Source organism: Streptomyces sp. NPDC002619 (assembly GCF_042889305.1).
GTDB lineage: Bacteria > Actinomycetota > Actinomycetes > Streptomycetales > Streptomycetaceae > Streptomyces.
In genome coordinates, this window is the sequence record NZ_JBIAQV010000002.1 from 216,831 (window position 1) to 236,525 (window position 19,695).

General features: G+C 71.0%; 16 protein-coding genes and 1 pseudogene. 5 read left to right on the top strand and 12 right to left on the bottom strand.

The annotated features are described in order from the left end of the window. Positions 1–40: 40 nt before the first annotated feature. The 10 genes and pseudogenes from ACFYXB_RS05115 to ACFYXB_RS05160 all read right to left on the bottom strand — a co-directional run bounded on the left by ACFYXB_RS05115 (position 41) and on the right by ACFYXB_RS05160 (position 9,410). Positions 41–1,522 carry an MFS transporter gene (locus ACFYXB_RS05115; RefSeq protein ID WP_389577847.1) on the bottom strand — a complete coding sequence of 494 codons (1,482 nt, stop codon included), beginning with the start codon at positions 1,520–1,522 and terminating at the stop codon, positions 41–43. A 74-nt stretch (positions 1,523–1,596) separates the two neighbouring features. Further along, positions 1,597–2,619 carry a class II fructose-bisphosphate aldolase gene (gene fbaA / locus ACFYXB_RS05120; protein WP_389577850.1) on the bottom strand — a complete coding sequence of 341 codons (1,023 nt, stop codon included), beginning with the start codon at positions 2,617–2,619 and terminating at the stop codon, positions 1,597–1,599. Between the two features lie 154 nt (positions 2,620–2,773). Beyond that, complete coding sequence (pyrE, locus tag ACFYXB_RS05125) at positions 2,774–3,322, bottom strand: orotate phosphoribosyltransferase (protein WP_389577853.1); 549 nt, start codon at positions 3,320–3,322, stop codon at positions 2,774–2,776. A 10-nt stretch (positions 3,323–3,332) separates the two neighbouring features. Next, on the bottom strand, positions 3,333–4,121 hold the full coding sequence (locus ACFYXB_RS05130; protein ID WP_389577855.1) for an aldose 1-epimerase: 789 nt from the start codon (positions 4,119–4,121) through the stop codon (positions 3,333–3,335). Positions 4,122–4,178: 57 nt separating this feature from the next. Further along, entirely contained in the window at positions 4,179–5,210 is a 1,032-nt protein-coding gene (locus tag ACFYXB_RS05135) for an SRPBCC domain-containing protein (RefSeq protein ID WP_389577857.1), read from the bottom strand. Between the two features lie 73 nt (positions 5,211–5,283). Continuing rightward, positions 5,284–6,924 (bottom strand): polyamine aminopropyltransferase, encoded by a 1,641-nt coding sequence (locus tag ACFYXB_RS05140; protein WP_389577860.1) that lies wholly within the window; start codon positions 6,922–6,924, stop codon positions 5,284–5,286. A gap of 53 nt (positions 6,925–6,977) precedes the next feature. Beyond that, positions 6,978–7,571: a DUF2617 family protein gene (locus tag ACFYXB_RS05145; RefSeq protein WP_389577863.1), complete on the bottom strand. Its 594-nt coding sequence runs from the start codon at positions 7,569–7,571 to the stop codon at positions 6,978–6,980. Between the two features lie 371 nt (positions 7,572–7,942). Continuing rightward, positions 7,943–8,263: a hypothetical protein gene (locus ACFYXB_RS05150; protein WP_389577865.1), complete on the bottom strand. Its 321-nt coding sequence runs from the start codon at positions 8,261–8,263 to the stop codon at positions 7,943–7,945. 178 nt (positions 8,264–8,441) lie between these two features. Further along, positions 8,442–8,893, bottom strand: a pseudogene (locus ACFYXB_RS05155) (hypothetical protein); the annotation flags it as partial. 31 nt (positions 8,894–8,924) lie between these two features. Continuing rightward, positions 8,925–9,410: a MarR family winged helix-turn-helix transcriptional regulator gene (locus tag ACFYXB_RS05160; protein ID WP_389577868.1), complete on the bottom strand. Its 486-nt coding sequence runs from the start codon at positions 9,408–9,410 to the stop codon at positions 8,925–8,927. 175 nt (positions 9,411–9,585) lie between these two features. On the opposite strand from ACFYXB_RS05160, the gene ACFYXB_RS05165 reads away from it, so the two are divergent. From ACFYXB_RS05165 to ACFYXB_RS05180, 4 genes are all read left to right on the top strand, one after another. Further along, positions 9,586–11,883, top strand: a complete 2,298-nt coding sequence (locus tag ACFYXB_RS05165) for an MFS transporter (RefSeq protein ID WP_389577871.1) — start codon at positions 9,586–9,588, stop codon at positions 11,881–11,883. 105 nt (positions 11,884–11,988) lie between these two features. Continuing rightward, entirely contained in the window at positions 11,989–12,810 is an 822-nt protein-coding gene (locus tag ACFYXB_RS05170; RefSeq protein ID WP_389577874.1) for a YceI family protein, read from the top strand. Positions 12,811–13,249: 439 nt separating this feature from the next. Then, entirely contained in the window at positions 13,250–14,434 is a 1,185-nt protein-coding gene (locus ACFYXB_RS05175; protein WP_389577876.1) for a pyridoxal phosphate-dependent aminotransferase, read from the top strand. A 123-nt stretch (positions 14,435–14,557) separates the two neighbouring features. Beyond that, the gene (locus ACFYXB_RS05180; RefSeq protein WP_389577878.1) at positions 14,558–15,757 is read left to right on the top strand and encodes a hypothetical protein; all 1,200 of its coding nucleotides are present in this window, start codon (positions 14,558–14,560) and stop codon (positions 15,755–15,757) included. Positions 15,758–15,771: 14 nt separating this feature from the next. On the opposite strand, the gene ACFYXB_RS05185 is transcribed toward ACFYXB_RS05180, so the two are convergent. Then, a complete protein-coding gene (locus ACFYXB_RS05185; protein WP_351359633.1) occupies positions 15,772–16,302 on the bottom strand; it encodes a YbjN domain-containing protein in 531 nt (176 codons plus the stop codon). Between the two features lie 159 nt (positions 16,303–16,461). On the opposite strand from ACFYXB_RS05185, the gene ACFYXB_RS05190 reads away from it, so the two are divergent. Then, entirely contained in the window at positions 16,462–16,944 is a 483-nt protein-coding gene (locus ACFYXB_RS05190) for a hypothetical protein (protein ID WP_389577881.1), read from the top strand. A 69-nt stretch (positions 16,945–17,013) separates the two neighbouring features. Here ACFYXB_RS05190 and clpB read toward each other — a convergent pair whose 3' ends face one another. Continuing rightward, a complete protein-coding gene (gene clpB, locus ACFYXB_RS05195) occupies positions 17,014–19,611 on the bottom strand; it encodes an ATP-dependent chaperone ClpB (RefSeq protein ID WP_389577884.1) in 2,598 nt (865 codons plus the stop codon). Between the last annotated feature and the right edge of the window lie 84 nt (positions 19,612–19,695).

The window sequence follows — 19,695 nt, forward strand, 5'->3', positions numbered from 1 at the left end:
TCCCCCACCGACGCACCGCCGTTCTCGACAAAACGGTCGCTCACGCGGCTCGATCAGCGCTGGAAGCCGTAGAGCCGCGGCCCGGCTCCACCGGTGGGGACGTCACGTTGCCGTGGACGCGGCACTGGGCGCGGGTGCAGTCCGGGGGTGGGCGGCGGACCGTCGCGAAGGCGAGGATCGAGCCGACGACCAGGACGCCCGCGCAGAGGGGCATCGCCCGGTCGAACGCCGCGTTGAAGGCGTCCGCCGAGCGGTACGCCTCCGGGCCCATCCCGGCCAGCAGCGGCAGCGCGGCCACCGCGATCAGACCGGCCGCGCGCGCCGCCGCGTTGTTGATGCCGCTGGCCAGGCCCGCCCGGTCGGTGTCCACGGAGGCCAGGACGGTGGCGGTGAGCGGGGCCACCAGGGTGACCATGCCCGCGCCCATCACCACCAGGGCGGGCAGCACGTCGTAGAGGTAGTTCGCGTCCTTGCCCACGCGCAGCATCAGCAGCATCGCGACCGCACACAGCAGTGGGCCCACGGTGAGCGGGATGCGCGGGCCGATGCGGTCGGCTAGGGCGCCGGAGCGGGCCGAGAAGAGGAGCATGAGCGCGGTGGTCGGCAGCAGGGCCGTACCGGCCTGGAGGGCCGAGTAGCCGACCACGACCTGGAGCTGGAGCGCGGTGAGGAAGAAGAAGCCGCCGAAGGCCGCGTACACGCACAGGGTGACCAGGTTGACCGCGGTGAACTGGCGCGACGCGAAGATGTCCAGCGGCATCATCGGGTCCTGGCGCCGCTTCTCGACGTACACGAAGGCCACGCCCGCCGCGACGCCCGCCACCGCCGTGACGGCGACGACGACCGAACCGTTGGTCGCCTCGATCAGGGCGTACGTCACCAGGGCCAGCGACAGCGCGCCCAGCACCGCGCCGAGGATGTCGAAGCGGCCGTGGCTCTGCTTGTCCCGCGACTCGGGGACGTGGCGCAGGGCGACGGGGACACAGACGACGGCCAGCGGGACGTTGAGCAGGAACACCCAGCGCCAGCCGGGGCCGTCCACCAGCCAGCCGCCCAGGAACGGGCCGACGGCCGCCCCGATGCCGCCGAACCCGGACCACAGGCCGACGGCCTTCGCGCGGTCGTCCGGGTGGAAGGAGGCCTGGATGAGGGCGAGGGAGCCGGGGGTCAGCAGCGCGCCGCCGACACCCTGGAGGGCACGAGCCGCGATCAGGACGATGTCGGTGGGCGCGAGGCCGCACAGCAGGGACGCGGCCGCGAACCAGACGACACCGATGACGAAGATCTTGCGGCGGCCGTAGTGGTCGCCGAGGGAGCCGCCAAGCAGGATCAGCCCGGCCAGGGTGAGCATGTACGCGTTGACGGTCCACTGGAGGGCGGACAGGCTCGCGTTCAGATCGCGGCCGATGGTGGGCAGGGCTACGTTGACGACGGTCGAGTCCAGCATGGCCATGCTGGAGCCGAGCACGGTCGTGAGCAGGATCCACTTGCCCTGGGACGAGGCCAACCGGACATCGGGCATGACCATAGATATACAGCGAGCCCGGCACTGAGGCGCGGGCTCGCTGAAAATGCAGGCGGAAATGCAGGCGACGTTTACTTGATCTTCGTGCCCGCCGACCGCAGGTTCTGCGTCGCCTCGACGACACGCGCGGCCATCGACGCCTCGGCGAGCTTGCCCCAGGTGCGCGGGTCGTACGTCTTCTTGGAGCCGACCTCGCCGTCGACCTTCAGGACGCCGTCGTAGTTCTTGAACATGTGATCGGCCACCGGACGAGTGAAGGCGTACTGCGTGTCCGTGTCGATGTTCATCTTGACGACGCCGTTCTCCAGCGCGGTCGCGATCTCCTGCTCGGTGGAGCCGGAACCGCCGTGGAAGACGAAGTCGAACGGCGACTGCTTGCCGAACTTCGCGGCCACGCCGTCGGCCAGCTCCTTCAGCAGCTCGGGACGCAGGACGACGTTGCCCGGCTTGTACACACCGTGCACGTTGCCGAAGGACGCGGCCAGCAGGTAGCGGCCCTTCTCGCCCAGGCCCAGCGCCTCGGCCGTACGGATCGCGTCGTCGACCGTCGTGTAGAGGGAGTCGTTGATCTCGTGGGAGACGCCGTCCTCCTCGCCGCCGGTCGGGGTGATCTCCACCTCGAGGATGATCTTCGCGGCCTGGGCGCGCTCGAGCAGCTCCTGCGCGATGGCCAGGTTGTCGGTGAGGGTCTCGGCGGAGCCGTCCCACATGTGCGACTGGAAGAGCGGGTTCTGGCCGGCCTTCACGCGCTCCTCGGAGATCGCGAGCAGCGGGCGCACGTACCCGTCGAGCTTGTCCTTCGGGCAGTGGTCGGTGTGCAGGGCGACCGTCACTGGGTACTTCTCGGCGATGATGTGCGCGTACTCGGCCAGGGCCCGCGCGCCGGTGACCATGTCCTTGCTGTACTGGCCGCCCAGGAACTCGGCGCCGCCCGTGGAGATCTGGATGATGCCGTCGCTCTCCGCCTCCGCGAAGCCGCGCAGCGCCGCGTTCAGGGTCTGGGAAGAGGTGACGTTGATGGCCGGGTAGGCGAACTTGCCTGCCTTCGCCCGGTCGAGCATCTCGTTGTAGACCTCGGGGGTTGCGATGGGCATCTGTCCGCTCCTTGAGTGTGCGGTCGGCGTTCTGCGTACTACGGCCCTGACCTAGACCTTGGGGGTGACGTCGTCGTCGTCCCCATCTTTCCAGACATGGGCCGCTGCCCGGTGCTTCGGTCGAGGAGTCGTCCGGTGGCGGTCAGCCGACGCTTCAGCCGAGGCCGAGGTCGTCCTTCGAGAAGGCGAACCGGTACGGAACTCCCGTGCCTTCCTGGATCTTCTCGGCGGCCCCGGTCGCCCGGTCGACGATGGTCGCGACGGCGACGACCTCGGCGCCCGCCTCACGCACGGCCTCCACCGCGGTGAGCGGCGAACCGCCGGTGGTGGAGGTGTCCTCGACGACCAGCACCCGCCGGCCCTTGATCTCCGGGCCCTCGACGCGGCGCTGCAGCCCGTGCGCCTTGGCCGCCTTGCGGACGACGAACGCGTCGAGCCTGCGGCCCCGCGCGGCGGCGGCGTGCAGCATCGCGGCGGCGACCGGGTCGGCGCCCATGGTCAGCCCGCCGACCGCGTCGAACTCCAGGTCCGCGGTCAGATCCAGGAGCACCTCGCCGACCAGCGGGGCGGCCTCGCCGTCGAGGGTGATGCGGCGCAGGTCGACGTAGTAATCGGCCTCCAGACCCGACGACAGGGTCACCTTGCCGTGCACCACGGCCTTGTCCTTGATCTGCTGCAGCAGCACGCCGCGTACGTCCGTCATGGCAGCCAGCTTAAAGGCGGCGCCAGGTCCAGGTGGTCGAGGCCTCGAGCGGCTCCAGCAGTGTGACCAGGTGCGGGAGGGTGTTGAGGCCGCCCGGCGGACCGGTCTGCGGCTCGACGCAGACGGCGGCCTCCTGCTCGTCGTACACCACGACCCACTCCTCGCGGCTCGCCACCTTCAGCTCCAGCTGCCCCGGCCAGGTGAGGGTGACGTCGACTCCGTCGGGCATGCCGAAGCAGTCGTCCCAGGGGCTGGGCTTCGGGTCGATGCGCTTCCCGGTGGGCAGGTGGTCGTCGCCGCGCTCCTCCTGCCAGGCGGGGGTGAAGTCGACCTGGACGTCCTCGCCGCCCAGGTTCCGGTTGAACCACGGGTGCCAGCCGATCTGCGCCGGGAAGGACGAGTCGTACGTCTCCACGGACATCGTGAGCGTCAGGCTGTCCTCGGTCAGCGCGACGGCCTGGGTGACTCGGGCCGGGTAGGGCCAGGGATCGACCAGGTCGTACGTGATGACGGCCTCGCCGGCGGTGACGCGGGCGGTGCGCCAGGAGCCGTCGCGGGCGGTGCCGTGGATGGCGTGCGGCGGGGAGTTGAGCGGCATCTGGTGGACGGTGGCGCCGTTCACGAAGCGGCCGTCCCTGATGCGACCGCACCAGGGGACCATCGGGAAGCAGCCGAAACGGTCGCCCTGGCGGAGGAGTTCGGCACCGGCGACACGGAGGCTGCCGATGCGGCCGCCGTTGCCGGGGCGGACGGTCGCTTCCGCGTCGCCCGCGGTCAGCGTGATGTCTTCGTTACTCACGGGACGACTTTACTTGGGCGATCAAGAGGGCGTTTCCGGTCGTGTCGCTGGTGCGGGTCAGCGGCGCTTGCGCAGGGCGCGGCCCACGATGATCGCCGACGCGACGACGAGCGCGGCTGCGGGGGCCGCCCAGCGGAGGGTGGAGCCGGCGGCGATGGTCTGGGGGGCGGGTACGGGGGCGTACCGACCGCGGGGTGGGGCGTGGTCGACCTCTTCGGCGCTGCGGCCGATCATCGTGCGGCGCGCGTGCGCGGCTTCGGCGGGGGGTTCTTCGTCGTCGGCGGTGGGGTCGAGGGACGGTGGGGGGATCTCGGCGTCGAAGACGGAGGCGTGCGGCTCGGCTTCGCCATCGCCGGGTTCATGTTTCCCACCGGCACCACCCGTACCACTTTCGTCGTCGGGTGGGGGTGGCCCCTGTGGGGCGCTCTCACCGTCGGCGGCTGCGGGTTCGTCCGCGCCGCCGTCCGCCCCATCCGCCTGCGGCGCGCCCGCCTCGCTCGTGGGCTCAGCCTCGGCCTCCGGGGTCCGTTCCGGCTCGGCCTCCGATTCCGGTTCCGCCTCCGAATCCGCCTCCGGCTCCGGTTGCGATTCGCCCCCGGGCTCCGGAACCCGCCCCGGGTCGCCCTCCGTCCCCTCGCCGCTCTTGGCCTCCGCCGGCTCCCCCGCCGTCGGTGCCTCCGCCAGCGCCTCCACGAACCGGTTCAACAAACGGATCGTTGCCGATGTCACCGTTTCCGGCCGCAGTTCCGTCACTCGGCCGTCTGCCGTTGCCGTGCCGTCGAGTTTGACCGTCGTGCCGTCGGGCGTGGGGTGGAGGTGGACGGTGAGGGACAGTTTCACCGTGCCCGTGCCTCGGGCCTCCACGGCGTCGCCCTCGATGGCGTACGCGTCGGCGTCCAGCGCCGACAGGCGTACCACCCCGCGATACGTGACCGAGTGGCTGCCGAACCGTACCTTCAGGCGGGCGGTGACGGGTTCGGCGCCGGCGTCCTGCTGGAGACCGGGCACCGCCCTCGCGACCCGCGCGGGATCGGCGAGTGCTTCCCTGAGCCGCTCGACCGGAACCGGAACGAAGACCTCGTACTCCATGTCGCCTGAGCCTACCCAGGTGTGGCCGGGACGTACCCTCCCGTTCTCCTGGCTTCTCCGTATCGCTGCGTTCTCAATACCGCGGGTGCACCAACGTCGACGCCGGCAGCCCCGGTACCCGGGTCCGTGCCGCCGACCACTCGTCCGCCGTGAGATCCGCCCCCGTCAGGGTGTGCAGGCGTGGGCCCAGCGGGTCCAGGCGCAGCGTCGGCGGTGACGTGCCCGCGGTGGCCAGGACGAAGCCCCAGTCGTGCGGGGCCCGGGACGCGTCGGCGGAGAGGTCGGGGCCCGGCGGGAAACCGGAGTCGCGGCCGGAGACGCGGTAGGGGGTCGTTGCCAGGCCCGCCGCCCGCATCGTCGCGTCCACCGTCCAGAACGCGCGCGGGCGGGCCGTCACCGGTCCCGCGTGGACCACCAGCCGCCCGCTGCCTCTCAGGACGCGGCGGGTGAGGCCGTAGAACTCCTGGGAGTACAGCTTCGTGCTGGCCGTGATCCCGGGATCGGGCAGATCGGCGATCACCACGTCGTACGCCGCCGAGGGCGTCCCGCGCAGCCAGCGGAACGCGTCCTCGGCCGTGACATGGACGCGGGCGTCGCCGTACGCGTGCTCGTTGAGCGCGGACAGGCCGGGGTCGTGGCGCGCCAACCGCACCAGCCCGGCATCGAGTTCGACCACGTCGACCCGCCGTACGTCCGGATACCGCAGCACCTCCCGCGCGGCGAGACCGTCCCCGCCGCCCAGGACGAGCACGCGCGCATGGGCCCCGGTCATCGCGGGGTGGACCAGCGCCTCGTGGTACCGGCGTTCGTCGCGGCCGCCGACGCGGAGCCGGCCGTCGAGGAACAGGTCGAGCGGGTGTCCCCCGGTGCCGCCGGTGAGGACGACCTCCTGCACGTCGGTCTGGAGCGCCACGCGCACCTCCCTGCCGTACACCGCCTGCCGCGCGGCCCGTTCGAAGTCGCCGACGAGTGCGGCGGCGGAGGCGAGGACGCCGAGAACGGCGAGGTTGGCGACCAGCAGCACCCAGCGCGCCCGAGGGCTCAGGTCGCGGCGGAACAGGCCGAGCACCAGGGCGCCGCCGGCGATGACGTTGACCGTGCCGGTGAGCAGCGCGCCCGTCAACTGGCCCAGGAACGGCAGCAGGAGGAACGGAAAGGCGAGGCCGCCGACCAGCGCGCCGACGTAGTCCGCCGCGAACAGGTCGGCCACCGCGCCGCCCGCGTCCTGGCGGCGGATGCGCTGGATCAGCTCCATCAGCAGCGGGACCTCGGCGCCGATGAGCAGGCCGATGGCGAGGGAGAAGGCGACGAGGAGGCAGCGGGGGCCGCTCGCCCACAGCCCGCCCCAGTCGCCGGTCCACGCGAAGACGGCGTACAGGGCCATGGCGCTGCACCCGCCGACGAGGGCGAGCGCCGCCTCCACCGCGCCGAAACCGATCGCCGCGTGCCCGGACAGCCGCTTGGCGGCGAGGGAACCGATCCCCATCGCGAACACCATGACGGACAGCACGACGGAGGCCTGGGTGACCGAGTCGCCGATCAAGTACGAGGCGAGGGCGACTAGTTCGAGCTCGTACACGAGGCCGCAGGCCGCGCAGACGAAGACGCCCGCGAGGACCAGGAACCGGCCGGTCCCCGGCCGGACGGGCAACCGCGCGGGACCACGCCAGGACGGCGGGGCGCCCGGACGGGCGGGGGCGTGCGGTTCGATCATCCTGCGACGTTACGTCACTTGCCGGGCACGCTTCGTCACCCACACGTGTGGAACTAGCCGATTCTGACGCGCTGGGGGTTTACGTCGTCCCGGGCGGCTCGCTGCCTCTTCGGACCCTCGCCGATACGGGGTGGGGCCGTCGGCACCCGTACGCCCACGCGCGTCCGCGTCGCCACCAACTGCCCGTCCTGCGGATACGCGTGCCACGTACGCCAGTGCACCTGGCCCTCGTGCTGGTGGGCGAGCAGTGCCGTGAACGCGTGCGGGCTGCCGGGGAAGACACCGGCGAGGCCGTGCGGGTGGTCGGAGACCAGGGCCAGCAACTCCTGGGCGCGGCCCGCGAAGGAGCCGGGCGTGAGGAGTTCCACGCGCGCCGCGAACTCGTACTCCCAGTCGCCGACGCGCTTGGCGACGCCCAGCGGAAGCGGGGTGCTGGACCCCGCAATACACGCCACCGTCTCCGAACAGCGGCCCCGCTCCTCGTCCAGGAGCACCTGGTGGGACGCGCCGAGCAGTCTCAACTGCAGCTTCGTCCCGGTGAGTTCGAGGTCAAGCGTGGCCAGGGCGGGGAGCGGCTCGCGTCCCAGTGCCCAGGCGAGGTCGGCCGCGCTGGTGTCTGTGTAGGAGGTGTTCAGGGTCGTGAGCATGGATCGGCTCCGCTAGCACGCAAAGGGAGAAGAAGGAGTGTGGCCCGGCGCACCCCGGTCGACACCGGGCGATCGGCCACGTCAGCCCGGTCAACCCCGCCGGCCCAGGCGGGGAGTAGGTGTCTCAGGACGTCCGAGGGGCTGCGTTGGTGATTTAGAGGGAATCATGAACAGTGGCGCCGCCACAGCGTTTTTACCCAACTTCATAGGGTTTCCATCCCTCAGAGGGCTACTCAGCTCAAATGTTCAACAACAGCGTGCGCCCGGCGCGTGCCCCTTACGGGCGAGCGCCCGCCGGATGTCATGACCGGCGGGCGCCCGTTGTACGGCCCGGATACGACTCCCCCTGTGTGGAGCTCAGCTGCCCCGTGTCAGCTGCCTCCGCCGCATCCGCCCCCGCCGCCGCACGACGAACCCCCGCCGCAGGACGAGCCGCCGCCGCACGAGTGGCCGCCCCCGCAGGAGTGCCCACTGTGCCCGCCGTGTCCCCCGTGCCCGCCCGAGGACGAGCTGCACGACGAGCCGGCTCCCGCGGCTCCGCCCGCCGCCCACCAACTGCTGTCGCTGCCGCCGGAGCGCCTGTTCCGGCCGCGCTTGTTCAGTACGACCTTGCGCCTGTCCTTGCGCGCCGCGCTCACCACGGCCCCGATGAACAGGACCGCGATCACCGCCAGGATGATGCCGAAGACCATGGCGCCACCCTCCCTTCGTTCCCCCGAAGCGGCCCCCCGTGGGCGCCTCGCTTGTCGCGTGCACGTGGAATGCCCTGCCGTACCGGGGCCCAAAGCAGAGTTGAGGAACTTCAGAGGGTTCTCCCAAGAAAAAGGCCCCTGACCTGCACAGAAGGGCAGGTCAGGGGTCGTCTGAGTCTCACTGGGCCGTCTGCGGGCCGTGATCTTCCTGAGAGATGCGCTGAAACACGGAATCGATGGCACGACGGGCACGCTCGCGGCTGTCGGGCATCAGGTGGGCGTATACCCGCAGCGTCAGCGCCGGGTCGGCATGCCCCATGTACTCGCTGACGGCCTTGATGTTCTCACCCGCATCCAGCAAGGCGGAGGCATAGGCGATAGCGTCTTCGGCCGGCCCGAACACCTCGCCCTGCCGCAGACCGCACCGGCTCCGACGTCGACCATCGCGCGGTACCGCTCCAAGAGCGCCGCTCGAACGGCAAACACCTGAGCGGGCGCCCACGGGACCACTGGCTGAGAGTCGGGCTTGGGCCGCATCACGGTCCGCGCGGAGCACGGGTTACGGGACAGTAGCCCGTCATCGACCGCGGCGGAGAGGACCGCCTGAACGTCCGCGTAGATGTTGCGGGCATCTCGTCATTTCTGGCGCAGGACACTAGCCCTAGCGGGGCCAGGGACGTTCCTCCTTGTGCTCGATCGCCTCGTTGAACCGGACCAGGGCGTTACAGAAGGCGGTGACCTCCTCCGGGGTCCAGTCGGCGAGCAGATCGTCGAGGCCGTCGAGCACCCAAGCCCCGTAGGCGCGCATCCTGCGCTCGCCCTCAGCGGTGATCCGCAGTTTGCGGGCCACGCCGCCGTCCGGGTCGGGGATGCGTTCGGCGAGTCCCGCGCGGAGCATCGCGGCCGTCTGCCGGTTGACGGTCGAGGTGTCCAGGCCGAAGGCGTCCGCCAACTGGCCGATTGACAGCGGGCCTTCGCGCTCGATCCGGCTGAGCAGGAGGTAGGCGGATCGCTCCAGACGGGCGTCCGGCGCGGGAGCCTCGCCGTGAGGGTATTTGAGTACCCCGTGTCGGCCGAGCAGCATCAGCTCGCGCGCCAGTCCGGCGATCCGCGCCCGTTTCCCCTGCTGCCTGTCTTTCTCGCTCATCAGCACCACCGTATCGCCCGAGTTGCCGTATGTGTAGTGTGCATATTATGTGTACCGTGCACATCGACACCGGCACCCCAGCACGAGCGCCAGGACCGGTACCAGCCGATGCCGGCCGCACCCTCACCCCGGCCGTCGCGTACGCGACCGCCACCCGAACCTCCGGAGAACCCCTGTGACTTCTGCGACTGCCCCACGGCGCGACGGCGCCGTGGTCGGCGTACTGGCCGGCGCCGGCATCATGGTCTCGCTGATGCAGACCCTCGTGGTCCCGCTGATCCCCGAACTTCCCACCCTGCTCCACACCAGCGCCTCCAACGCCTCCTGGGTGGTCACGGCGACGCTGCTCGCCGGCGCGGTGGCCACCCCCGTGGCCGGCCGGCTCGGCGACCTCTACGGCAAGCGGCGTGTGATGGTCGCCAGCACCCTGCTCCTGGTGCTCGGCTCGCTGATATGCGCGCTCACCAGCAGCCTGGTTCCGCAGGTCGCCGGCCGCGCCCTGCAGGGCATGGGCGTGGGCCTGATCCCGCTCGGCATCAGCATCATGCGGGACGTGCTGCCGCCGCAGAAACTCGGCTCCGCCGTGGGGATGATGAGCTCCTCGCTCGGTGTCGGCGGTGCGCTGGGGCTGCCGCTGGCGGCGGTAGTCGCGCAGCACACCGACTGGCATGTCCTGTACTGGGGCTCGGCCGGCCTCGGCGTGATCGTCGCCGCCCTCCTCGTGCTGTTCGTCCCCAGTCCCCCGCGGACCGCCCACGGACGGTTCGACGTCGTCGGCGCCCTGGGCCTGAGCATCGGCCTGGTGTGCCTGCTGCTGCCGATCTCCAAGGGTGGCGACTGGGGCTGGGCAACCGGCCGCACGCTGGGTCTGCTGGTCGCCTCCGTGGTCGTACTGCTCCTCTGGGGCTGGTGGGAGCTTCGGACCACCGACCCGCTGGTGGACCTGCGCACCACGGCCCGCCGCCAGGTGCTGATGACCAACCTGGCGTCCGTGGTGGTCGGCTTCGCCACGTACGCGATGGCCCTGATAGCCCCGCAGGTGCTGGAACTGCCCACGGCCAGCGGTTACGGCCTGGGCCAGTCCCTGACCAGCGCCGGACTGTGGCTGGTCCCCTCGGGCCTTGCGATGATGGCCGTCGCGCCGCTCGGCGCGCGCATCTCGGCCGCGCGCGGAGCCAAGGTCACGCTGCTCATCGGCTCCCTGGTGATCTGCGTCGGCTACGTAGTGGGCCTGCTGCTCATGGCCCACACCTGGGGCGTGCTCATCTTCTCCATCATCGTCGGCGCGGGCGTCGGCATCGCGTACGGGGCCATGCCCGCCCTCATCATGGGCGCCGTACCGGTCACGGAGACCGCCGCGGCCAACGGGCTCAACACCCTGTTCCGCTCCATCGGCTCCTCCTCCTCCGCCGCCGTCGTCGGCGTGGTCCTGGCCCACATGACCACCCACCTCGGCCCTGCCATCATCCCGACCCAGAACGCCTTCCGCACCAGCTTCGTCATCGCCGGCGCCGGCGCCCTCCTGGCCGCCCTGGTCACCCTCGCGATCCCCGGCCGCCGCGCCCGTCATGCCGCCGCCGGGGCTTCCGCCCCCGCCGAGGAGAAGGTCCCGAGCTGGGCGGTGGCGAGCACCGAGGTCGCCCCCGACGGCACGCAGAAGCTGGCCACGGTCGCCACCCTGACCCCGCCCACCTCTGCCGGAGAAAGCGGCGGCGGTGTCCCTGTCCGCGGCTTCGTCCGTGGCGCGGGGAGCGCGCCGGTCGCGCGGGCGGCCGTCACACTGATCTCACTCGGGGGACGGCAGTTGGGCCGGTCGGTCACAAAGGCCGACGGTTCCTACGCCATGGACGCGCCGGGCACCGGCAGCTACTTCCTGGTCGCCTCCGCCGACGGCTACCAGCCGCAGGCCTCGACGGTCCTCGTGCACAAGGAGCCGGTGGCGTACGACATCCTGCTCAGCGGCACCAGCGGCCTGAGCGGTGTCGTCCGGGCCGCCGAGACCGTGCTGCCGGTCAAGGACGCGATGGTGATCGTCACGGACGTCCGCGGCGATCTGCTGGCCACCGCCACCACGGGCGAGCATGGCGAGTTCTCCTTCGCCGAACTGGTGCCTGGCTCCGTGATCCTCGCGGTGAACGCCGCCGGGCACCGGCCGCGGGCGCTGCCCGTGGAGGTCGGCGCCACCGGAGTGACCCGGATCGAGATCGATCTCGACTCCGGCGCCCAGGTGCAGGGTGTCGTACGGGCCCCGCACGGCCCCCTCACGGACGCCCGCGTGACGCTGGTGGACGGGGCGGGCAACGTGGTCGGCACGGCCAGGACCGGCGCGGACGGGGCGTACGCCTTCACCGACCTGAACAGCGACGAGTACACGGTCATCGCGATGGGCTACCCGCCGATGGCGGCGGCGGTGATGGTGAGCGGCCGCGGCGTCGACGACCACGACATCGAACTGGCCTACCCGGGCGAGTAGTCGGACCGGCTCGTGGGGGCGCGCTCTGAGCGGAGGTGCGCCCCGCGGGCCGGATTTTTTTAACCTTATACGGGGATATTCAAGGATTTAGATGGAGACCACACGATGGGACTGACCGCACGGATCCGTACGCGGGACGGATGGGCCGTGTCGCACGCGGTAGTCACCGTGACCGACATGACCGGTACCCAGGTGGTGCGCGCCGAGGCCGACGGGGACGGGGTCGTACGGGATACGACCGCGCTGACCCTCGGCGCGTACACCGTGCTCGTGACCGCGGTCGGGTACGCGCCCGCCGCCTCCAGCGCAATCGTCACGGCGAGTGGTCGGGCCGAGATCGGCACCGTGGCGCTGGCCCGGCAGGGCGGCACCGAGCTGCCGCCGCCCGGGCCGTGGACCATCGACCCGGCGCACTCCTCCGTGGGCGCGGTCGCTCAGCATCTGGGGATCTCCAGCGTGCACGGCCGGTTCACGGAGTTCACCGGGCGCATCGAGATCGCCCCGGACGACGTGGCGAAGTCCCGCGTCGAGGCCGTCATCCGCGCCGCGTCCATCGACACCGGCAACGGTACGCGCGACACCCACCTGCGGTCGGCCGACTTCCTGGACATCGACAAGTACCCGGAGATCACCTACCGCTCGACGGGCCTGACCGCGTCCGGCGCCGACCGCTGGACGGTCCACGGTGAGCTGACCATGCGTGGTGTCGTACGACCGGTCAACCTGGACCTCGCCTACCTCAGCACCGGCTCCGACCCGTGGGGCGGCACCCGAGCGGCCTTCCGTGCGACGACGGAACTGCGGCGGGAGGACTTCGCGATGAACTACAACCAGATGGTCCAGGCCGGCATCGCCTTGGTCGGTACGACTCTCAAGGTCGAACTGGACATCCAGGCGGTGCAGGGGGAGACACTGCCGCAGGCGTAGGCGCAGCAGGGTCACCCTGATCCGGCGCGTCTGCCCCTAGGCGATGGGGCGTCGGGACGCGCGGCCGAGGCCGCTCCTTCTTGCTCTCGCCGCACGGCGGGACGGCGGCCGGCCACGGCGCGGCCCGGCCCGATAGCGACCCGGCCACGCCTCTCTCGGAGGCGCCCAACGGACCGGATTCGGGATCTGCCAAGACGGCCCGCTATCCGCTAACGTGCTGGTCACCTGGGATTTTGGCCGCTAGCGGTCCCTCCCGCTAGCGCTAGAGGCTCTTCCGGGCCCTGGGCCGGCCGTCTGTGGGCCGTCCGAGGGTGACCAGCAACGACAGGCAGCGACGGGCAATGACGGTTCTCCCGCTGTTCAGAGGCTGTGGCCTGGGTACCGCCGCATGTCCTCATCCCCGAACGTAAGTTGAGGAACTCCAGAGCTTGGGCGCAGGATGACCGGCATGACCTCCAGCGCACGCCCTCTCCTCAACCGCCGGCTCGCCGAGTTCGGGACGACGATCTTCGCCGAGATGTCGGCCCTGGCCGTACGGACCGGGTCGATCAACCTCGGCCAGGGGTTCCCCGACACGGACGGCCCCGAGGAGATCAGGGAGGCGGCCGTACGGGCGCTGCGCGACGGACACGGCAACCAGTACCCGCCGGGCCCGGGCGTGCCCGAGCTGCGTACGGCGATCGCGGCGCACCAACTGCGCCGCTACGGGCTGTCGTACGACCCGGACACCGAAGTGCTCGTGACGGCAGGGGCGACGGAGGCGATCGCGGCGGCGCTGCTGGCGCTCCTCGAGCCGGGTGACGAGGTGATCGCGTTCGAGCCGTACTACGACTCGTACGCGGCCGGTATCGCCATGGCGGGCGGCACGCGCGTGCCGGTGACGCTGCGCCCGGACGGCGGCCGTTTCCGGCTCGATCTCGATGAGCTGCGGGCCGCGGTGACGGACCGGACGCGGCTGCTGCTCGTCAACACGCCGCACAATCCGACCGGGGCGGTGCTCACCCGTGAGGAGCTGGCGGCGGTCGCCGAGCTGGCGGTGGAGCGGGATCTGCTGGTCGTGACGGACGAGGTGTACGAGCACCTGGTCTTCGACGACGCCGAGCATCTGCCGCTGGCCACGTTCCCCGGGATGCGCGAACGCACGGTCACGATCGGCTCGGCCGGGAAGACCTTCTCGTTCACCGGTTGGAAGGTGGGCTGGGTGACGGGGACGCCGGAACTGGTGGCCGCCGTGCGGTCGGTGAAGCAGTTCCTGACGTACGTGGCGTCCGGCCCGTTCCAGTACGCCGTGGCCGCGGCGCTGGCGCTGCCCGACTCCTACTTCGACTCCTTCCGCGCGCAGATGCTGGCCAAGCGGGACCTGCTGGCGACGGGCCTCGCGGAGGCGGGCTTCGAGGTCTTCCGCCCGGCCGGCACGTACTTCATCACCACGGACGTACGCCCGCTGGGCGAGAAGGACGGCTTCGCCTTCTGCCGCTCCCTGCCGGAACGCGCGGGCGTGGTGGCCATCCCGAACGCGGTCTTCTACGACGACAGGGAGGCCGGCGCGCCGTTCGTCAGGTTCGCGTTCTGCAAGAGGGAGGAAGTGCTCGCGGAGGCGGTCGATCGGCTGCGGCGCCTCTAGAGCCGGGGCCTTTTCAGGGCCTGCCCCCTTCTGCCACGTCGCCACGCCGAATGGCGCGGAACCGTACCCCGTCAGGCGTCCAGCGGTCGCGGACCCGGCCTCGCCATTGCAGGGTGCGGAAATGTGACCCACGCCAGTACCACTCTCGGTCCGCCCGCCGTCACGCAGCAGCCCGGCCCCCGGGAACGGGTCCGGCCGCGGCTGTCGCTCGCCGCCACCGGTGGGGCCGCGCTCGGGATGTTCGCCGCCGCCCGGCTCGCCGGGGTAGTCGTGGTCGCCCTGGTCGCCTGGGCCACGGGCAGGCAGCCGCTCTTGCTGCTCGGGCGGTCCTGGGACTCGGCCTGGTACCTGGGCATCGCCGCGCACGGATACGGCCGCAGCCTGCACTTCCGGCCCACCGTCATCCACAGCGACCTGGCGTTCTTCCCGCTCTATCCGGGGCTGGTGAGGGTCGTGACGGCGCTGACCCCGCTCGGCGGCGGCGCCGCGGGCCTGATCGTGTCCTGGGCCGCGGCCGGCGTCGCCGCGTGCGGGATCTACGCGGTGGGGGCCCGGCTGTACGGCCGGGGCACCGGCACCGCACTCGTGCTGCTGTGGGGGCTGCTGCCGCACTCCGTCGTGCTGTCGATGGCGTACACAGAACCCGTGCTCACCGCCTTCGCCGCCTGGTCGCTGTACGCGGTGCTGTGCGGGAACTGGCTGTGGGCGGGCTTGCTGGCCGCGCTCGCCGGGCTGTCCCGGCCCAATGGCTTCGCGGTGGCCGCCGCCGTGCTGGCCGCGGCGGCGTGCGAGGCGTGGCGGCGGCGCGGGCGGGTTTCCCACAGACTGTGGACGGGCACCGTGCTCGCGCCGCTCGGGTGGACGGCGTACGTGCTGTGGGTCGGCCGGCGCAAGGGCGATCTGCTGGGCGGCTATTTCGAGGTGCAGCGGCTGTGGGGGTCGCGGTTCGACCTCGGGCACGGCTCGCTGCACTTCGTGCGCCAGATGCTGCTGCACGGCAACCGGTTCGTGTTTCCGATGTCCATGGTGATCGTCGCGGCGGCCGTCCTGCTCTACGCGCTCCTGCTCGCCGACCGGCCCCCGCTGCCGCTCCTGGTCTACAGCGGAGTCCTGCTGCTCATCGCACTCGGCGGCTCGGGCTTCTTCGAGTCCAAGCCTCGCTTCCTGCTGCCCGCGTTCCCGCTGCTGCTGCCACTGGCCCGGGCGCTGGTGCGGACGGCGAGAGCCCGGCCGTGGCACGCCACCGTGGTGGTCAGCGCCCTGGCCGGGCTCTCCTTCGTGTACGGCGCGTATCTGGTCGTGCTCGCGCACACGCCTCTGTAGGAGGACGGGAGTGACTACTCCTCGTCGTCCTCGGGCTTGTCGGCCTCGTTGACCTCCTGCTCGATGCCCAGCTGCTCGACGAGCCACTTGTCGAACTCGATCGCGGCGCGCACCCAGCTGACCGTGGACGAGACGAAGTGGTTGAGGTCGACGCCGGTGCCGATCAGCATCTGCGCCTCACCGATGAGGCGGACAGTGCCGTCGTCGTGGGTGTGGCTGTACACCTTGGGCCACAGGGTGCGCCGGTTCCAGTCGTCGATCGATTCGAGGAGCAGCGGCTTCTCGTCGATCTTGTGGGGACGGTCGTAGAAGGTCCGCACCGAGAAGACCGCCTGTTCGGCCTCCCCGCGGAACATGAAGTACGTACGGAACTGCTCCCACGGCGCCGCGAGGTCTCCCTCTTCGTCGACGACGTACTTGAGCTCCATCTGGTCGAGGAGCTGCTTCACAAGATCCTGATCCGGGACGACGGGGCCCGCCGGTCCTTGGGGCTGCGGCTCGGGCTGGCCCCCGAAGTTCGGAATCGAGGACGGGTCGATGCTCACCGTGTTTTTCCCTTCGTACGGATTCCGCCATCCTCCCCCATGCGGGGAGGGGGGTGGCAAGCCCCGTCGTGGCCTGTCGGCTCTCGGCTGACATGATCTGGCCGGTGGACGACGTTCCGGTGGGCGGACGGGGGCGCGATGGCGGGAGCGCGGGGCGGTATGGCAGCCGGGTCGGTGGGCCGGGGCCGGACCAGATGGGGGCTGTTCGCGGCGGTCATGGCGTTGCCGATGCTGATCGTGGCCGGGCTGACCGCGGTGGTGATCAGGTTCATGACCTCGGACTATCCACTGGGCGGGGAGCCGGAGCAGGTCCCGTGCGCCGAGGCACTGGAGTTCGGCGGGGCGAAGCTGCCCGACGGGGCGTACGGCGGGCAGTGCACGGTGCAGACCTGGCTGGACACGAGTTATCACGCGGAGTTCCGGATGCCGCGGGCGGACGTACGGAAGTGGCTGACGGACACCTATCCCGGGGGCCCGCAGCCCGGTACCGAGTTCTGCGACCACGGAGCCGGCCTCTGTCTGAATCTGAACTCGTCGGAGGCGCCGCCCCCGCCCGGCGCCGACGCCGACGCGGTGACGGTGAACGTGACGTACGTGGACGCCACGACCGCGCTGGTGCGCTTCTCGGCATTCACCGTCTGACGACCGCACGTACGACGGCCCGCCCCCGGGGACGCGGGGCGGGCCGTCGTACGTGCTGGACCCGTCAGGTCAGAGCGTCTTGCCGGTGGCCGGCCCCACGATCAGCCCTTCCCCGAACGCGTCCACTCGGACCGTGTCGCCGTCCTTGACCTCGCCGGAGAGGATCTCCTTGGCGAGGCGGTCGCCGATAGCGGTCTGGACCAGGCGGCGCAGCGGGCGGGCGCCGTACGCCGGGTCGTTGCCCTCCTCGGCGAGCCAGGCAAGGGCCTCCGGGGTGACCTCCAGGGTGAGGCGCCGTTCGGCCAGGCGCTTGGCCAGGCGGTCGATCTGGAGGCGGGCGATCCGGGCCAGCTCCTCCTGGTTCAGGGCGGAGAAGACGACCAGGTCGTCGAGCCGGTTGAGGAACTCCGGCTTGAAGGAGGAGCGGACGACCTCCAGCACCTGCTCCTTCTTCTCGTGCTCACTGGTCAGCGGCTCCACCAGGAACTGGCTGCCCAGGTTGGAGGTGAGGACCAGGATCGTGTTGCGGAAGTCGACCGTGCGGCCCTGCCCGTCCGTCAGGCGGCCGTCGTCCAGCACCTGGAGAAGGATGTCGAAGACCTCGGGGTGCGCCTTCTCCACCTCGTCGAGCAGCACCACGCTGTACGGCCGACGGCGCACCGCCTCCGTCAGCTGGCCGCCCTCCTCGTAGCCGACGTAGCCGGGAGGCGCGCCGACCAGTCGGGCCACGCTGTGCTTCTCTCCGTACTCCGACATGTCGATGCGGACCATGGCCCGCTCGTCGTCGAAGAGGAAGTCGGCGAGCGCCTTGGCGAGTTCGGTCTTGCCGACACCCGTCGGGCCGAGGAAAAGGAAGGACCCGGTCGGGCGGTCGGGGTCGGCGATACCGGCCCGGCTGCGGCGCACCGCGTCGGACACGGCCCGTACGGCCTCGGTCTGGCCGATGAGCCGGCGGCCCAGCTCGTCCTCCATCCGCAGCAGCTTCTGCGTCTCGCCCTCCAACAGACGCCCGGCGGGGATGCCGGTCCAGGCGGCGACGACGTCGGCGATGTCGTCCGGGCCGACCTCCTCCTTGACCATGGTGTCCCGGGCGACCTCCTCCTCGGCCTCCGAGGCGGCCTCCAGGTCCCGCTCGAGCTGCGGGATCTCGCCGTACAGCAGCTTGGACGCGGAGTCGAAGTCGCCGTCGCGCTGGGCGCGTTCGGCCTGGCCGCGCAGTTCGTCGAGCTTCTCCTTCAGCTCGCCGACCCGGTTGAGGGACTGCTTCTCCTTCTCCCAACGGGCGTTGAGGCCGCGCAGCTCCTCCTCCTTGTCGGCGAGGTCGCGGCGCAGCTTCTCCAGGCGCTCGCGGGAGGCGGCGTCGGTCTCCTTGCTGAGGGCCAGCTCCTCCATCTTCAACCGGTCCACGGCGCGCTGGAGTTCGTCGATCTCGACGGGCGACGAGTCGATCTCCATGCGCAGACGGGAGGCCGCCTCGTCGACGAGGTCGATGGCCTTGTCGGGCAGGAAGCGGGAGGTGATGTAGCGGTCGGAGAGGGTCGCGGCCGCGACGAGCGCGCTGTCCGCGATCTGCACCTTGTGGTGGGCCTCGTAGCGGCCCTTCAGCCCGCGCAGGATCGCGATGGAGTCCTCGACGCTCGGCTCGGCGACCAGCACCTGCTGGAAGCGCCGCTCCAGCGCCGGGTCCTTCTCGATGTGCTCGCGGTACTCGTCGAGCGTCGTGGCGCCGACCATGCGCAGTTCGCCGCGCGCGAGCATCGGCTTGAGCATGTTGCCCGCGTCCATGGCGGAGTCGCCGCCGGCACCCGCGCCGACGACGGTGTGCAGCTCGTCGATGAAGGTGATGATCTGCCCGTCGGAGTCCTTGATCTCCGCGAGGACGGCCTTCAGCCGCTCCTCGAACTCACCGCGGTACTTGGCCCCGGCCACCATCGCGCCGAGGTCCAGGGCGACAAGCCGCTTGTCCTTGAGGGACTCGGGCACGTCGCCCTTCACGATCCGCTGGGCGAGCCCCTCGACGACGGCGGTCTTGCCGACGCCGGGCTCACCGATGAGAACCGGGTTGTTCTTCGTACGGCGGGACAGCACCTGCACGACCCGCCGGATCTCCTGGTCCCGACCGATGACGGGGTCGAGCTTCCCGTCCCGCGCGGCGGCGGTGAAGTCGGTGCCGAACTTCTCGAGCGCCTTGTACTGGCCCTCGGGGTCGGCGGTGGTCACGCGGCGTCCTCCCCTGGCCTTCTGGAAGGCCTCCTGAAGCTTCTTGGCACTGGCCCCCTGCCGCGCCAGCACCTCACCGGCGGCGCCGCCCTTCGCGGCGATGCCGATCAGCAGGTGCTCGGTGGAAAGGTACTCGTCCCCCAGCGCCTTGGCCCGCTCGGCCGCATCCGCGATGACGGCGAGCAGCTCACGCCCCGGCTGCGGCGGCGCGACGGTGGACCCGGTCACGCTGGGCAGCCCGGCCAGCACCTTCTCGGTCCCGGCGCGCACGGCGGCCTGGTCGGCGTCGACGGCGGCGAGCAGATCAGTGATGTTCTCGTTCTCCTGCCCCTGGAGCAGAGCCAGGAGAAGGTGGGCTGGCGTGAGGTCCGCGTGCCCCTCGGTCACGGCCCGGTTGCTGGCCGCGTTGATCGCGTCCCGGCTCCTGTTGGTCAGCTCGGCGTCCACGTTCGCGTTCTCCTCCTCGGCGTCGGCTTGTCTGCCACGTCTCCCAGTGCTGCTTCAACCAACGTACACAAAGTTGAGTCTATT

Bases quoted from the DNA above. Each gene is read 5' to 3' on its own strand.
- ACFYXB_RS05170 (WP_389577874.1), top strand. From the start codon at position 11,989: ATGGGACTGACCGCACGGATCCGTACGCGGGACGGATGGGCCGTGTCG.
- ACFYXB_RS05135 (WP_389577857.1), bottom strand. From the start codon at position 5,210: ATGGAGTACGAGGTCTTCGTTCCGGTTCCGGTCGAGCGGCTCAGGGAA.
- ACFYXB_RS05190 (WP_389577881.1), top strand. From the start codon at position 16,462: ATGGCAGCCGGGTCGGTGGGCCGGGGCCGGACCAGATGGGGGCTGTTC.
- ACFYXB_RS05175 (WP_389577876.1), top strand. From the start codon at position 13,250: ATGACCGGCATGACCTCCAGCGCACGCCCTCTCCTCAACCGCCGGCTC.
- pyrE (WP_389577853.1), bottom strand. From the start codon at position 3,322: ATGACGGACGTACGCGGCGTGCTGCTGCAGCAGATCAAGGACAAGGCC.
- ACFYXB_RS05160 (WP_389577868.1), bottom strand. From the start codon at position 9,410: ATGAGCGAGAAAGACAGGCAGCAGGGGAAACGGGCGCGGATCGCCGGA.
- ACFYXB_RS05150 (WP_389577865.1), bottom strand. From the start codon at position 8,263: ATGGTCTTCGGCATCATCCTGGCGGTGATCGCGGTCCTGTTCATCGGG.
- ACFYXB_RS05140 (WP_389577860.1), bottom strand. From the start codon at position 6,924: ATGATCGAACCGCACGCCCCCGCCCGTCCGGGCGCCCCGCCGTCCTGG.
- ACFYXB_RS05145 (WP_389577863.1), bottom strand. From the start codon at position 7,571: ATGCTCACGACCCTGAACACCTCCTACACAGACACCAGCGCGGCCGAC.
- fbaA (WP_389577850.1), bottom strand. From the start codon at position 2,619: ATGCCCATCGCAACCCCCGAGGTCTACAACGAGATGCTCGACCGGGCG.
- ACFYXB_RS05115 (WP_389577847.1), bottom strand. From the start codon at position 1,522: ATGCCCGATGTCCGGTTGGCCTCGTCCCAGGGCAAGTGGATCCTGCTC.